14 protein-coding genes and 1 pseudogene are annotated in these 13,883 nt (G+C 70.0%); 3 read left to right on the plus strand and 12 right to left on the minus strand.

Going from position 1 to position 13,883, the window contains the following annotated elements:
- The 7 genes from D7V97_RS27875 to D7V97_RS27905 form a co-directional block, all read right to left on the minus strand.
- Positions 1-546 (minus strand): hypothetical protein (locus D7V97_RS27875; RefSeq protein ID WP_199728965.1); only part of this gene is annotated, 546 nt, incomplete at its 3' end.
- Positions 547-611: 65 nt separating this feature from the next.
- Positions 612-1,343, minus strand: coding sequence for a metallophosphoesterase (locus D7V97_RS27880; protein ID WP_120613676.1), 732 nt, complete (start codon positions 1,341-1,343; stop codon positions 612-614).
- 8 nt (positions 1,344-1,351) lie between these two features.
- A complete protein-coding gene (locus D7V97_RS27885; RefSeq protein WP_120613677.1) occupies positions 1,352-1,687 on the minus strand; it encodes a TIGR02266 family protein in 336 nt (111 codons plus the stop codon).
- A 148-nt stretch (positions 1,688-1,835) separates the two neighbouring features.
- A complete protein-coding gene (locus D7V97_RS27890) occupies positions 1,836-2,765 on the minus strand; it encodes a PfkB family carbohydrate kinase (protein ID WP_120613678.1) in 930 nt (309 codons plus the stop codon).
- A gap of 119 nt (positions 2,766-2,884) precedes the next feature.
- Complete coding sequence (locus D7V97_RS27895; protein WP_120613679.1) at positions 2,885-4,414, minus strand: MlaD family protein; 1,530 nt, start codon at positions 4,412-4,414, stop codon at positions 2,885-2,887.
- Between the two features lie 95 nt (positions 4,415-4,509).
- Positions 4,510-5,247 carry an ABC transporter ATP-binding protein gene (locus D7V97_RS27900; RefSeq protein ID WP_120613680.1) on the minus strand — a complete coding sequence of 246 codons (738 nt, stop codon included), beginning with the start codon at positions 5,245-5,247 and terminating at the stop codon, positions 4,510-4,512.
- Positions 5,248-5,282: 35 nt separating this feature from the next.
- Entirely contained in the window at positions 5,283-6,098 is an 816-nt protein-coding gene (locus D7V97_RS27905; protein WP_120613681.1) for an ABC transporter permease, read from the minus strand.
- A gap of 237 nt (positions 6,099-6,335) precedes the next feature.
- On the opposite strand from D7V97_RS27905, the gene D7V97_RS27910 reads away from it, so the two are divergent.
- The 3 genes from D7V97_RS27910 to D7V97_RS27920 are packed head-to-tail and all read left to right on the plus strand — an operon-like array spanning position 6,336 to position 9,211.
- Entirely contained in the window at positions 6,336-6,920 is a 585-nt protein-coding gene (locus tag D7V97_RS27910; RefSeq protein ID WP_120613682.1) for a hypothetical protein, read from the plus strand.
- A gap of 45 nt (positions 6,921-6,965) precedes the next feature.
- Positions 6,966-8,399, plus strand: coding sequence for a hypothetical protein (locus D7V97_RS27915; RefSeq protein ID WP_120613683.1), 1,434 nt, complete (start codon positions 6,966-6,968; stop codon positions 8,397-8,399).
- Positions 8,396-9,211, plus strand: a complete 816-nt coding sequence (locus D7V97_RS27920) for a hypothetical protein (RefSeq protein ID WP_120613684.1) — start codon at positions 8,396-8,398, stop codon at positions 9,209-9,211. Before D7V97_RS27915 ends, D7V97_RS27920 begins: the two co-directional genes overlap by 4 nt.
- 8 nt (positions 9,212-9,219) lie before the next feature.
- Here the strand turns inward: D7V97_RS27920 and D7V97_RS27925 are convergent, their stop codons facing one another.
- The 5 genes and pseudogenes from D7V97_RS27925 to D7V97_RS44825 all read right to left on the minus strand — a co-directional run.
- Positions 9,220-9,918, minus strand: coding sequence for an RluA family pseudouridine synthase (locus D7V97_RS27925; protein WP_120613685.1), 699 nt, complete (start codon positions 9,916-9,918; stop codon positions 9,220-9,222).
- Entirely contained in the window at positions 9,915-11,459 is a 1,545-nt protein-coding gene (locus D7V97_RS27930; protein ID WP_120613686.1) for an insulinase family protein, read from the minus strand. The genes D7V97_RS27925 and D7V97_RS27930 overlap by 4 nt, the downstream gene beginning before the upstream one ends.
- A 29-nt stretch (positions 11,460-11,488) precedes the next feature.
- Positions 11,489-12,823, minus strand: a complete 1,335-nt coding sequence (locus D7V97_RS27935; protein ID WP_120613687.1) for a pitrilysin family protein — start codon at positions 12,821-12,823, stop codon at positions 11,489-11,491.
- A 27-nt stretch (positions 12,824-12,850) separates the two neighbouring features.
- Positions 12,851-13,510, minus strand: coding sequence for a response regulator transcription factor (locus D7V97_RS27940; protein WP_199728966.1), 660 nt, complete (start codon positions 13,508-13,510; stop codon positions 12,851-12,853).
- 2 nt (positions 13,511-13,512) lie between these two features.
- Positions 13,513-13,883, minus strand: a pseudogene (locus tag D7V97_RS44825) (serine/threonine protein kinase); the annotation flags it as partial.

A 13,883-nucleotide genomic window follows, 5' to 3' on the forward strand; every position in this document is an offset into this window, starting at 1 on the left:
CTCCCGCATCCCCCGCCCTTCCACCGTGACGGGCGTGGAGCGCCGGAAGCAGCCCCGGTAGCCCGCCACCAGCTCGGAGGCCGGGCTGCCAACCTGGGGGCCGACCATGCCCGCGTCTCCCAGGCCGGCGTCCACCGGGGCCTCGGCCTGGGGCTCCACGCGCCGGGGGATGTTCGTCTGGGACGGGTCGGTGGTGGGCACCGTCCGGGCGCTGGCCACGGCGCGCCGCTGCTCCTCGGCGGCCGCCTGCATGCGCGCGCGGCCCTCCTGGATGCGCCGCAAGAGGTCCTGCGACGCGGCGGAGTCCACGCTGTCGGCGGGCACGCGCTGGAGCAGCGCTTCAATCTCCCCCGTCGCGGGGTCCAGGTAGGCGGCGTCCAGCTTCTGCCCGTAGAGCGACGTCCACCGGCGGCTGGCCTGCTCGTACTCGGGCGAGGGCGGCGCGGGCGAGCGACGGCACCCGGACGCGCTCAGCGCGAGGACGAGGACGGCTGCGAAACCGAGGCCCCGGAAGGGCCGCATCGGACGGAGGACCTGGAGGCGCACGGTCCCGGTTTATGCCACCTTCCGTCCAGCCGCGCCGCTTTTTGCGCACGGCGTCCAGCAGCCCGTCAGACGCCCAGGAACAGGCGCTTGCCGAAGTTCAGCGCGAGATCCGCGTCGAAGATCTTCTGCGCGGACGTCTCGATGTCGTACTCCACGCGCAGGTACTCCACCGTGCGCGCGTCCGTGTCGCAGATGACGAAGCAGGCCCGGTTGTCGTAGTCGCGCGGCTGGCCCACGCTGCCCACGGAGACGATGTACTTGTAGCCCTTGCGCAGCACGAACTTCTGCGCCACCACGTCGTTCACCTCCCCGTTGCCAATGGCGAACGCCCGGCACAGGTGGCTGTGGCCGATGAACGTCACTTCCGGCAGCTCCGCCACGTACGGCGTCAGCTCCCGCGCCTGCTCCAGCGCGAAGATGTACTCGTACGCCTTCGGGTCGATGGGCGAACCGTGGCAGAAGCCCACGTCCCCGATGCGGTACGTGTACGGGAGGCTGCGCAGCCAGGCCAGGTTCTCGTCGGAGAGCACGTTGGCGCTCCAGTCGAGCGCGTGCCGGGCGGCGTCGTAGTAGTACGAGTAGTCCATGCGCCCGGCCACCGCTGCGTCGTGGTTGCCCAGGAGCGTGATCTCCGCCACCGAGCGCACCAGCTCGCAGCACGGGTTGGGGGACGCCCCGTACCCGACGATGTCCCCCAGCGACACGAAGCGGTCCACCTTCTGGTGCTCCGCCACCCTCAGCACCTCCGTGAGGGCCTCGATGTTGGAGTGGATGTCGGAGATGACGGCGATGCGCATGGGAGGGCCTATGGGGCGGTCTGCTGCTGGGAGATGATGCGCCGCAGACTCACCAGCGCGTCCGCGTCCAACGCTTCGAACCTCAGGCCCATGCCCGGGGGCCGGCCGACGGGCTGCTCGCCGCCACGCAGCCAGACGACCGTGGCCTGCGCCTGCAACCCGGTGTCCGTGGCCTGCGACAGCCGCACCTGCGCCCGCGCACCCTTCGCCAGGGGGGTGCTCGTCCGCAGGAAGAGGCCGCCCTCGCTCAGGTTCGCGACGCGCGCATACAGGGTCACGTTCTCACCCTCGCACCAGCAGCGCAGGTGGGTGCCAACCCGCGCGTGCTTTCGGTTTTCGCTCAACCCGTGACCTCCCGACAGGGGCCTCTTCCAGAACCCACTCGGGCTGAAAAAGGGTGGCCGTGTCGGATTTATTCATCCACTGCGTTCCGCCGAGCCTAGGAAGGGTGGGTGCGGCCCGTCAAGTTCCCCACCGCGAACCCCTCACCGGCTACCGTTCCAGCGGGCCCAGGTCGTCGAAGTGGGTCAGCTTCTTGAACTCGTTGAAGCGGGCGTGGATCTCCGGGCGCTGCACCTCGCGCAGGCGCTCCAGGCTGAACTTCTCCACGGTGAAGGAGGCCATCACGCTGCCCATGACCATGGCCTTGCGCAGAAGCTGCCCGTCCACCTTGCCCGAGGACGACGTGGCCAGGGTGCCCATGAAGCCGCCGGCGAAGGTGTCACCCGCGCCGGTGGGGTCGAACACCTCCGACAGGGGGAACGCCGGGCAGGCGAAGATGTGGTCCTGATCGAAGAGGAGCGCGCCGTGTTCGCCGCGCTTGATGACCACGCGCGAGGGGCCCATGGCCAGGATGGCGCGGGCGGCCTTCACGACGTTGTGCTCGCCGGACAGCTGGCGCGCCTCCGCGTCGTTGATGAAGAGCAGGTTCACGCGCTGGAGCGTCTTCAGGAGCGCGGCGCGGCTGCCCTGGATCCAGAAGTTCATCGTGTCCGCGGCCACCAGCTTGGGCGCCTTCACCTGGTCCAGCACGCGCGACTGGAGCTCCGGGTGGATGTTGCCCAGGAAGACGTAGGGGGTCTCCCGGTACGCCTGCGGCAGGTTCGGGGAGAAGGACTCGAAGACGTTGAGCTGGGTGTCCAGCGTCTGCGCCTCGTTGAGCTCCCAGCCGTACTTGCCCTTCCAGCGGAAGGTGCGGCCCGCCTCGCGGGTGAGCCCCTCCAGGTCGATGCCGCGGCCGCGCAGGAACTGGAGGTGGGCCTCCGGGAAGTCCTCGCCCACCACCGCCACCAGCTGCACCGGCCCGAAGAAGGACGCGGAGGTGGAGAAGTAGGTGGCGGACCCGCCGAGCACGTCCTCCTTCTTGCCGAAGGGCGTTTCCAGCGAGTCGAGCGCGATCGAACCGACGACGAGAAGAGACATGCGGGCTTCCTGGGAGTGACCTGGCGCGGGGACAGCGGCGTCAGGGCACGGCGATTCGTAAGGGAAACCCCGTGCCCGTGCCGGGTACGACACCTGCCCGCCAAGGTCAAGGGGAGCGGCTAGAAGGCGGGGACGCCCGTGGTGGCGATGATGGACTTCAGGTCGTCGTCGGTGAAGAAGAAGCCCGCACCGAAGAAGAAGTCCCGGCCGGCGATGAGCCGCTTGGTGGCCGTGTCGCGCTGCTGGGCGTTGATGATGTCGTCCATACCCGCCACGACGAACAGGTGGTCGAACGCCTGGGCGCGCAGCGTGGCGCGCAGGCGCGGGTAGCGCAGCTCGTCCGCGGTGAAGTTGAACGCGTCCATCTTCAGCGTGAGCGCATCGTCGAAGAAGTGCAGGTCCGCGCCGATGCCGCCCGTGGACTCGATGAGGCCCACGCGCAGGGTGGTGAAGTAGTAGCGCTTGGCGAACTGGAGGCTGATCTTGAAGGACTCCTTGGTCACCTTCTGCGTCTGGATGACGGGGTCCCCGTCCGACGGCGGGTTGGTCTGCACCACCTGCGTGCTCACCGAACCGCGGGGGTCGTCGATGATCTCCAGCAGGTAGTACTTGTCCGGCTTGGGGATGATCCGCAACGACAGGCCGTTCTTCGACGCGCCCTGGGCCAGGAGGTAGGTGCTGGTCAGGCCCACCTCCGTCTGGATGCTGGCGAGGCGGCTGGCGAAGTCGGAGATGTCGGTGACGGCCTCGCCCACGCGCTGGCCCAGCTGCTCGTCGGTGAGCAGCGCGCCCGCAGCGCCCTCGCCGTCCTTCACCTTGCGGGTGATGTCCTCCAGGTTGGCGAGCGTGTTGTCCAGCCGACCCAGGGTCTGCTTGAGGCTGGAGACGCTCTCCTTGAGCTCCCCTTCCCCGCTGCCCACGATGTTCTTGACGGTCCCCAGGACCTCGCGGACGTCCTTGGTGATCATCTCCACGTTGTTGACGATCCGGTTGACGTCCGCCCCGTTGCTCTGGGTGATGGCGCGCACGTCCGAGGACACGCCCTCGACGTTGGCCATGATGGTGTCCAGCCGGTCCGTGTTGCGGCGCACCGTCGCGTCCACCGAGTCCGACAGGCGGACCAGGTTCTCCACGATGCGCTCCAGCGAGCCCGCGCCCTTCTCGCCGCCCAGCACCTCGCGCAGCGCGCCCGTCACCTGCTGGATGTCGGAGGTGATCTGCGACAGCGATTCGAAGACGGCCTCCACGCCCTGGGTGTCGATGACGCGGCGGATCTGCCCGCCGTTCTCCAGGGCGGGCGCCTGCTCCGTGCCGGGGTTCAGATCCAACAGGTAGTCGCCGAGCAGCGACTCCGAGCGCTTGGTGACGGCGGCGTCCTGCCGCACGTCCACGCCCTTGCGGATCTTCAGCCAGACCTTGGCGCGCGTGCCCTCCAGGGTGATGTCGCTGATCTCCCCCACCGGGATGCCGGCGATCTGCACCCGGCCGCGTACGGCGAGTCCGGACGCGTCCCGGAAGTAGGCCCACACCTGGGTGGATTCACGGTCGCTCAGGCCGCCCTTGCGGGCGAACAGCACGAACGTGATGAGGAATGCCCCGGCGGCGAGGACCAGCAGGCCAACACGGAAGGGCGTGACGAGCTTCTTCACCTGATGTGACTCCGAGCGCTACCGGCCGCGCGCGACTCTAACGATTTGCATGCCGGGTGCCAGCTTTTCATGGAGGGGCGGAATTCTTGCTGGCCCTAGTTCTTGCCGAACCACGTCTGGAGGAAGACCTGGACGGCGGGCTGTTGGGATTCGCGCAGCTGCTCCGGCGGACCGTGTTCGACGATGACGCCCTTGGAGAGGAAGGCGATCTGATCCGCCACGTTGAAGGCGGACGCGATGTCGTGGCTGATGACGACGCTGGTGACGCCCAGCTCCTTCTGCGCGGTGAGGATCATCTCGTCCACGGAGTCGGTGGTGATGGGATCCAGGCCGGTTGTGGGCTCGTCGTAGAGGACGACCTTCGGGTCCAGCACGACGGCGCGCGCCAGGCCCACGCGCTTGCGCATGCCGCCGGACAGGTCCGCGGGGAACTTCCCCTCCACCTCCGGCTTGAGGCTCATCAGGTCCAGGCGCTTCCGGACCTTCTCCCGGATGGCGTCCTCGTCCAGCTTCGTGTGCTGGCGCAGCGGGAAGGCGACGTTCTCGAACACCGTCATGGAGTCGAAGAGCGCGGCGGCCTGGAACACCATGCCGAAGCTGCGGCGGACCTGCTGCAGGGCCTGGACGTCCATGGGGACGATGTCCTCCCCGTCCACGATGACCTTGCCGGTGTCGGGCTTGAGCAGGCCGATCATGTGCTTCATCAGCACCGTCTTGCCGGAACCGGAGCCGCCCAGGATGACGCAGGTGCTGCCCGACGGCACCGTGAGGTTGATGCCGGTGAGGACCTTGTTGGGACCGAACGTCTTGTGCAGGTCCACGATGTCGATCATCGGCCTCGGGGCCGGATCTGAAGTCGGCGGGGCCATCAGTGCATCATCATGCCGACGATGAAATCGAGGATGAAGATGGACAGCGCGCTCGCGACCATCGCCTCCGTGGTGGCCTGGCCCACGCCCTTGGCGCCACCGGACGCGTTGTAGCCCTTGAAGCAGCAGATGAGGGCCACGGACAGGCCGAAGATGGCGCCCTTGATGAGGCCCTCGTAGACGTCCGAGGGCGCCATCCACTGCTGCGTGCGCGACAGGAAGGTGCCGGGGGAGATGCCCAGGCCGAACACCGCGACGATGTAGGCGCCCGTCATGCCCGTGGTGTTGAAGAGCATGGTGAGCGCGGGGACCATGAACAGGCCCGCGAGCACCCGGGGCACCAGCAGGTACTGCACCGGGTTGACGGCCATGGTCTCCAGCGCGTCCACCTGTTCGGTGACGCGCATGGTGCCCAGCTCCGTGCACATGGCGGAGCCCGCCCGCATGGTGACCATCAGCGCGGCGAACACCGCGGACAGCTCGCGGGTGAGCGTCAGGGCCACGGTGGGGCCCACGAGGCTCTCCGCGTCGAAGAGGGCAAAGGCGGTGGACGTCTGGAGGGCGAACACCATGCCGGTGAAGCTGCCGGTGAGCCCGACGATGAAGATGGAGCCCACCCCCACGAAGTCCAGCTGGGTGAACAGGTTCGTCAGGCGGAAGGGGCGCCGGACGCTCCAGCGGAAGACGTCCAGGCCCAGGGCGACGACGCCGCCGATGGTGGAGACGACGTCGATGAGGCCCTTGCCGAAGCCCTCCACCGACTGGACGAAGGCCCCGCTCAGGCGGTTCGGTTTGCTGGGGGTTTCGGTGGTCATGCGTTCAGTCCGGCTACTCTACGTGCCCCGGACGCGCGCACAAGCGAACTCCCGTCCCCGGGGTATCCCACCCCCACCGCCATGGTTGGCTGGCAAGGGGGCGCACGCGCGTCGTCAGGGGGTGGGATGCGATGGGGCTTTCTCCTCCAGGGGGAGGCCGTTATGTTCCGCGACCCTTTTCCTTCAACGCCCGGCGCGCCCTTCTGGGGAGTTGCCGGGCCAGAGCGACACAACAGCATGGCTACCCAGAAGGTCGGCGGCGAGGTGGATTCCCTCTGCACCCGCTGCAAGTTGTCACTCGCACACACCATCCTCGCGATGGTCGGTCCGAAGATCGCTCGCGTCCGTTGCAACACCTGCGGCGGGGAACACGCCTTCCGCGGCAAGGCGGGAGTCACGGATCGTCCCACGAAGGCCGCCACGGCCAAGGCCGCGCGCGCCGGCACCCCGCGCGCGGAGAAGGTCGTCATCTCCTTCGACGACCAGCTCGCGGGCAAGGACATCGCCAGCGCGCCCAAGTACAGCCCCAAGGACACGTACCGCGTGGATCAGGTCATCCACCACCCGACGTTCGGGGTGGGCCTGGTGACCGCGGTGCGCGGCGACAAGGTGGACCTCACCTTCCGCTCCGACACCAAGACGCTGGTGCACGGCCGGGGCGGTGAGCCGGTGGACCGGCCCGCCTTCAACCCCCCGTCCAACAAGCGCTCCGGTCCCGCGGACAAGCCCATGGCGGATCCGCCGCCGGACATGGACACGGATACGGACCTGGGCATGGACCTGGAAGCCGCCTCGGAGAGTTCCCCGCCTTCCGGGGATTGACCCGCAGGCCCGAGCGGCGGTCAACTGGGGCGCTGGTTGCCCCGCATGCGTCCGCCGCTCTTCATCGCCGCCCTCCTCCTCCTCTGCGTCGCCACCGTGGCGCAGGCCGAATTGCCAGAGGTGGAGGCGACGCCCGGGCGCCTGGTGCTCGGGCAGGACACCGTGGTGGTGGTGCGGGTGCGGGTGCCCGAGGGCGCCGGCCCCGTGCGCGCGGCGGCCTCGTCCGGCACCTGGGATGTGACGCGAGTGGAGGGCCGCGCGGAGCGGGTCTTCCGCTGGACGCCACCGCCGGTGCGCTACCCGCTGTGGGCGGTGCTCGCGTTCTGGGTGGAGGATGGACGGCCCCCGGAGGTCACCACCGTGCGGATTCCCCTGCTGGGGCGCACCACGCTGGACGTGTCCACCGCGCCCGGAGCGGAGGTGGTGGTCGCGGTGGGCGATGCCCGCTTCGGTCCGGTGAAGGCGGACGTGCACGGGCGGGCGCAGGTCCCGGTGGAGGTGCCTCCGGACGCGAAGGAGGCGCGCGTGCTCGCGACGCGGGGCACGCTCACCACGGATCGCAGCACGCCGCTGGAGGTGCCTTCCGAACGTCCCCTGGTCGCCGCGCTCACGCCGGAGCCGCTGTCGGCGGAAGGCGGAGGTTGGCTCGTCCTCGAAGGGGTGGAGGGCGAGGTGCGGCCATCGGACGTGGACGTCATCGCGACCGGCGCCACGGTGAAGATCGAACCTCCCAAGGGACGCGGGCGCCTCGTGGTGCGGCCTCGGGCGGAAGCCCCGCGGGTGTCCGTCACGGTGCGCTGGCGCGACTCGGCGGAGACGGACGCGGCGCGGGTCCAGGCCGACGTGCGGCCCGCGCGGACCCGCCCCTCCCTGCCGGAGCTGACGCCGGCGGATGACAACCTCCTGCCCTTCCCTTCCACTTCGCCTGACGCGCCCACGGCTTCGCGCACGCGCGGCAAGCGCACGTCGCTGTTCGTGCTGGGCGGGGCCTCGTTCGCGAGCGGCGCCAACGGGGGACCGCTGCTGGCGCTGGGCGTCACCGTTCCCCTGCCCGTGTGGCACGGACGGTTGGCGGCGGAGGCGGAGGTGGGCGTCCGCCACGCGATGCTCGACGTGCGGCGGGAGGACGGTGCGCAGGTGCGCTCGCGCGTCTGGGGATTCCCCCTCCTGCTGTCCACGCGCGTCACCCTTTTCCAGCAGGGCTCCCTCCGCCTGGACGGCCGTGCAGGGGGCGGAGTGCTCGCTTTGCGCCATCAGCTGTCGTTGGCGGAGCCCGAGACCCCGGACGTCTTCCCGCCCGCCACGGATGAGCGCAAGCTTGGCGCCATGGGTTTCCTGGCCGTGCAGGGTGCGTATGGCTTCGGGCGCTGGAGCGTGCTCACGGAGGTGCGCGGCGCGCTGGCGCCGGTGCGGACGCCTTCGCTCCACGCGCAGCTGGGCGGTGTGTCCGTGTCCTTCGGGTTGGGGTTCACACCGTGAAGCGCGGAGGCGTGGCGCTGGTGGGAATGGCGGTGCTGGCGTGGGCCTGCACGAGCGGCCCTGAGCTGCCCGCGCCCACCATCGTCTCGGTGGAGCCGGCCACGCTGCCCGTCAACACCAAGGACGGCGAGCTCACCGTGCAGTTCGAAGCGCGCTACGCCGTGGCCGTGGACTACGCGGACAAGACGGCGAGCGACCGCGTCGTATCGGGTCGCGTCTGGCTGGACGAGACGGAAGCGACGGTGACGCACTTCGATCCCGAAGGCGTTGCCATCGCCACGGTGCCCAAGGGCCTGGGCGCGGGCGTGCATGCGCTGCGGCTGCGGCTCGATGACGGGCGGGAGAACGTGAAAGAGGACGCGCTCGAGTTGGTGCCGCCCGGCCATGACAAGGAGGAGGAGCCCGACGAGGACGCGGGGGTCCTGATGGGGGGGACCGACGCGGGGCCCGTCGAGGCGGACTTCGACGCAGGCACCCGGACGGATGGCGGGGCCCAACCGGGGGACCCCATCCTCCAGGGCGACATCACCGGCTACGCCTTCGACCCCATCGAAGGCGCGCGCACGATTCGGGAAGCCTTCTCCATCACCTTGCACGCCGAGGGCCCCCGGGCCCCGCACTTCAACGGCTCCCTGGAAGTGGCCTCGTCACGGGGCAAGGTGAAGCCGCAGAAGATCGGCCCGTGCGAGAGCGGCGTGTGCACCGCGACCGTCAGCGTGGATGCCACCGCGGGGACCGTGCAGCTCATCGTGACGGACGGCTATGGCGTGACGGCCACGTCCAACCTCTTCACGCTGTCCGCGCCCCCGTAGCGCGGGCCTCACCCGGCGGCGCGCAGCAACTCCAGCGCCCGCAGCATGTCCGGGGGCAGCGGGGCCTCCACGGCGTGCGCCGGCACCCCTGGCAGCGCCGGCCACTCCACGCGCGCGGCATGCAGGGGCGTGCGCGCGAGCACCTCCCGCGTCCCCTGCCCTCCCAGGTCGCCCTCGGTGAGCGGCGCCTCGCGGCCGTACTGGTGATCCACGAGCAGCGGATGGCCCAGGGCCAGCAGGTGCACGCGGATCTGGTGCGTGCGGCCCGTCACCGGCTCGGCCTCCACCAGCGAGGCCCGCGCGAAGGTCTCCACCGGGCGCACGCGCGTGCGCGAAGGCTTGGCGTCCGGTTCCTCCGGCCGGGCCGCGCGCATGCGGCCCTTGCGTCCGGCCACCAGCGGCACGTCCACCCACTGGGGCGCCTCCAGCCGGCCCTCCACCAGCGCGCGGTAGCGCTTGCGGACCTTGCCCGCCTCGAACGCCTGGGAGAGCGCGCGATGCACGCCGGCCTCCAGGGCGAAGACGAGGACGCCGGACGTGTCGCGATCCAACCGGTGCACCACGTACACCTTGCGCCCCCGCTCCGCCTCCAGCGTGTCGCGCAGGCAGGCGCCGCCCTCCCGACCGGGGATGACGAGCACCCCGGCCGGCTTGTCCACCACCAGGACTCCCGCGTCGTCGAAGAGGATGCGGGCGCTGCCGCTCACTCGTACTCCGACGCGGGCACGACGGTGATGGGGCCCAGCCCTTCCAGGAGCGGCTTCACCTCCGACGCCTTGCCCAGCACGACGATGACGGGCCGGTCCGCGAAGGCATACTTCTTCGCCACGCGGGACACGTCCTTCGGCGTCACGGCGCGCAGCCGGTCGCGGAACTTCTCCACCCAGTCGTCGCCCAGCCCGTGCATGCGGATGTCCGCGATGACGGACGCCACGGACTCGTTGGTCTCCGTGCGCAGCGGGTAGAGGCCGGCCAGGTAGCTCTGCGCGTCCTTCAGCTCACGCGTCTTGAGGCCGCCGTCGCGCACGCCGTGGATCTCCTCCAGCGCCACGTCGATGATCTCCCGCGTGGACGCCGTCTTCGTGAACGTGGACAGCGCGAACACGCCGCCCGCGCTCATCGTGTCGAAGTAGGAGCTGACGCCGTAGGTGAGGCCGCGGTTGACGCGGATCTCGTTCATCAGGCGCGACGTGAAGCCGCCGCCCAGCGCGATGTTCATCGCCGTGGCGGGGAAGTAGTCCTCGTGGCCCAGCCAGAAGCCCGGGCCGCCCAGGCGCACCTGGGACTGCGTCTGGTCCGGCTTGTCGATGAGGAGCACCTGCCCCGCCTTCGCGAGCGGCGCCTGCTTGCGCGGCAATTCCGGCGGCGTGTCCGGTCCGCCCGTCCAGCCGGCGAAGGCGCGCTCCGCCTCCGCGGCCACCGTCTCCGGCGAAAGGGCGCCCACCACGGTGAGCATCGACACGCGCGGGCCCATGCGCTCGGCGTGGAAGCGCGCGACGTCGTCGCGGGTGAAGGTGGACACGGTGCGCTTGATGCCGCCCAGGTCGCGCCCGTAGGGGTGGTCCCCCCAGAGCGCGCGCGTGAAGGCGCGGTCGGCGATGGCGGACGGGTCGTCCAGGTCGTTGGCGAACTGCGCGAGCGCGCGCTCGCGGGCGTCCACCACCTCCTGCTCCGGGAACGTGGGCTCGCGCACCACCTGCCCCAGCACGTCCAGCATCGCGGAGAAGTGCTCCGCGGGCGTGGTGAGGTAGACGGACAGCACGTCCTCGTTGACGCCCGCGTAGAGGCTGGCGCCCACGAACTCCACGGCCTCGCTGATGCCGTCGGCGTCCATGCGCTTCGTGCCCCGGCGCAGCAGGCGCGCGGTGAAGTCCGCCAGGCCGTCCTTGCCCGGGGGATCCCACACGGCACCGGCGCGCATCACCAGCCGCACGGACACGAGCGGCAGCGGCCCACGCTCGGCGGCGATGACCTTGAGGCCCGTGGACGTGGTGCTCTCATGCAGGGGCGGCAGTTTCAGCGCCCCGGTGGCCGCGGCCCCGGACTTCGGAGCGGCGGACTTCGGAGCGGACTTCGGAGCGGACTTCGGAGCGGACTTCGGAGCGGGCTTTGGAGCAGACTTGGAGCGCGCCGGGGCCTTGGCGCGGACCGCGGCGACCTTGTTGCGGGCGCTGACGGCCTGTTTGCGCACGGCCTTGGCGGCCTTGCGGACGGTCTTCTTCACGGAGGCGATTTTTCGGGAGGCCATACGCGGGAGCGGTTTCCTCGCGGGACGCTTCAAGCGTCCGCGTCGTCGCCGGGCTCGATGGCGCCGGCTTCGGGCTGGAGGGTGACCACCGAGCGACGCTCGGGGGCGAAGTACTTCGCGGCGACGGCCTTCACCTGCTCGGGCGTGACGGAGGCGTAGAAGGTCGGCAGGGACAGGCCCTCGCGCCAGTCGCCCAGGAGGGCCTCGTAGTGGCCCAGGGCGTGGCCGCGGCCGCTGTTGGTGGACAGCTCGCGCAGGTGGTCCGCGCGCAGGTTGTTCTTCGCCTTCTGCAGCTCCTTGTCGGTGACGCCCTCGCGCGCGAGCTTCTCCAGCTCCGCGTACAGCAGGCCCTCCACCTTCGCTGGATCCGAGTCCGGCTTGAGCTCCAGGTAGAACAGCACGGTCCCCGGGTCGATGCGCCAGCTCCAGTCCAGGCTCACCGACACGACGGCCTTCTGGTCATACACGAGCGACTTCACCAGCCGGCTGCCCTCGCCCTTGGTGAGCACGTACTGGACGACATCCAGCACCAGCGTGTCCTCGTCGCTCGCCGCGGGGCCCCGGAAGCCGATCATCACCGACGGGGACTGCGCGGGGTGGCGCACGACGGCGCGGCGCTCCCCCTTCTGCTCCGGCTCCGCGTTGAGCACCGGGGCGGGCGAGGGGCCGCGCGGGATGTCGCCGTAGTAGCGGCGCACCAGCGCGAGCGTCTTCTTCGGGTCGATGTCCCCGACGATGTAGAGCACCGCGTTGTTGGGCGCGTAGTACGTGCGGAAGTACTGCTGGCAGTCCTCGCGGGTGATGTTCTCGATGTCCGCCATCCATCCGATGACGGGCCAGCGGTACGCGTGCGCCTTGTAGACGAGCGTGCCCAGCTCCTCGTCCATCATGCCGGGGATTTCATTGTCCACCCGGACGCGGCGCTCCTCCTTGACGACCTCGCGCTCGCTCGTGAGCGTCTGGTCGGAGATGCGCAGCGAGCGCATCCGGTCCGACTCCAGGTCGAGCACCGTCTCCAGCGCGTCGGCGGAGAAGTCGTCGTAGTACACCGTCATGTCGTTGGACGTGTACGCGTTGGAGCGACCGCCGTTCGACTCGAGCGTCTTGTCGAACATCTTGGGGCCGTACTTCTTCGCCCCGTTGAACATCATGTGTTCGAACAGGTGGCTGATGCCGGTGATGCCGGGCCGCTCGTTGCGGCTGCCCACCTGGAAGAAGGTGTAGAGGCTCACCACCGGGGCCTGGTGGTTCGCCAGCAGGCGGACCTTGAGGCCGTTGGGAAGCGTTGCCTCGTGAACGTCGAAGAGGGCGTGGAGGATGGGGTCCACCGCGCGCGCGGCGGACCGCGGGGAAGCCTTGGGCATAGGTGCCCCACCGTAACCACGCCGGGGCTAGAGATCCACGACACCTTCACGCAGTGCCATCACCACGGCATCCACATGGGAGTTGACGCCCATCTTCCGGTAGATATGCGACAGGTGCGTGCGCACCGTCCGGCGCTCCAGCGTCATCACCTGCCCCACCTCCGCGTTGGACAGGCCCTTGGCCACGTAGCGCAGCACGTCCAGCTCCAGCTCGGTGAGCCCCCACGGCAGCTGCGCGGGCTTCTGGGCGGGCTTCGCCTGGACGGATTGGAAGTAGTTCCAGAACCTGCGGGCGATGAGGGGCTCCAGCACCGTGCCGCCCTCCATGACTTCCTGGATGGCGGAGCGGATCTTCTCCGGCCCCACGCGCTTGACCAGGTACCCGGAAGCGCCGGCCTGGATGGCCTCGTAGACCTTCTGCTCCTCCTCGAAGGACGTGAGGATGAGGATCTCCACCTCGGGTGCGCGGCGCTTGACCTTCTGGGTCACCTGGATGCCGTGCATGCCCGGCAGCTCCAGGTCCAGCAGGACGAGCTGCGGGCGCTCGCGGACGATGTCCTCCACGGCCTGTTCGCCGTCCTGGGACGTGCCCACCACCTCCAGCTCCGGGAAGGTGCCCAGGACCTTGATCAGGTTGCGCAGCAGCTGCGGCTGGTCCTCGACGACGAAGATGCGCGTCCGCTCCACGGTCACCGCCTGGTGGGCAGAGGCTGGAACTGCTCGTCCAGCTTCTGGTGCTGGCCCCGCGAGAAGCGGAGCTGGAAGTCCTTGCGCTCGCCGGTGGAGAGCGCGACCACGCGGATGTCGCGCGTGCCGGCGCGGACCGGGTAGTTCACCAGCGGCGTCGTGCGGCGCACCTGCACCCCGTCGATGTAGACGCGAGCCGGGAGGTTCGTGCGCAGCGTGAGGAACGCGCGCTGGGCCTTGGCGGGCACCGCCGGTTCGGCGGCGTCCTCGGCCCCGTCGTCCTCCTGGTCCTCCACGTCCCGCGAGATGCCGGACGCAGGCGGCACGGGCGGCGGAGGCGTGATGGGCCGCGCCTCGGTGGTGGGGGTGGGCT

The sequence above is a fragment of the Corallococcus sp. CA053C genome (assembly GCF_003611675.1).
Lineage (GTDB): Bacteria > Myxococcota > Myxococcia > Myxococcales > Myxococcaceae > Corallococcus.

What these genes read in the sequence shown, in the direction of transcription:
- D7V97_RS27890 (WP_120613678.1), bottom strand. Translation starts at nt 2,765, where the DNA reads ATGTCTCTTCTCGTCGTCGGTTCGATCGCGCTCGACTCGCTGGAAACG.
- D7V97_RS27905 (WP_120613681.1), bottom strand. Translation starts at nt 6,098, where the DNA reads ATGACCACCGAAACCCCCAGCAAACCGAACCGCCTGAGCGGGGCCTTC.
- D7V97_RS27910 (WP_120613682.1), top strand. Translation starts at nt 6,336, where the DNA reads ATGGCTACCCAGAAGGTCGGCGGCGAGGTGGATTCCCTCTGCACCCGC.
- D7V97_RS27930 (WP_120613686.1), bottom strand. Translation starts at nt 11,459, where the DNA reads ATGGCCTCCCGAAAAATCGCCTCCGTGAAGAAGACCGTCCGCAAGGCC.
- D7V97_RS27935 (WP_120613687.1), bottom strand. Translation starts at nt 12,823, where the DNA reads ATGCCCAAGGCTTCCCCGCGGTCCGCCGCGCGCGCGGTGGACCCCATC.
- D7V97_RS27900 (WP_120613680.1), bottom strand. Translation starts at nt 5,247, where the DNA reads ATGATCGACATCGTGGACCTGCACAAGACGTTCGGTCCCAACAAGGTC.
- D7V97_RS27880 (WP_120613676.1), bottom strand. Translation starts at nt 1,343, where the DNA reads ATGCGCATCGCCGTCATCTCCGACATCCACTCCAACATCGAGGCCCTC.
- D7V97_RS27915 (WP_120613683.1), top strand. Translation starts at nt 6,966, where the DNA reads ATGCGTCCGCCGCTCTTCATCGCCGCCCTCCTCCTCCTCTGCGTCGCC.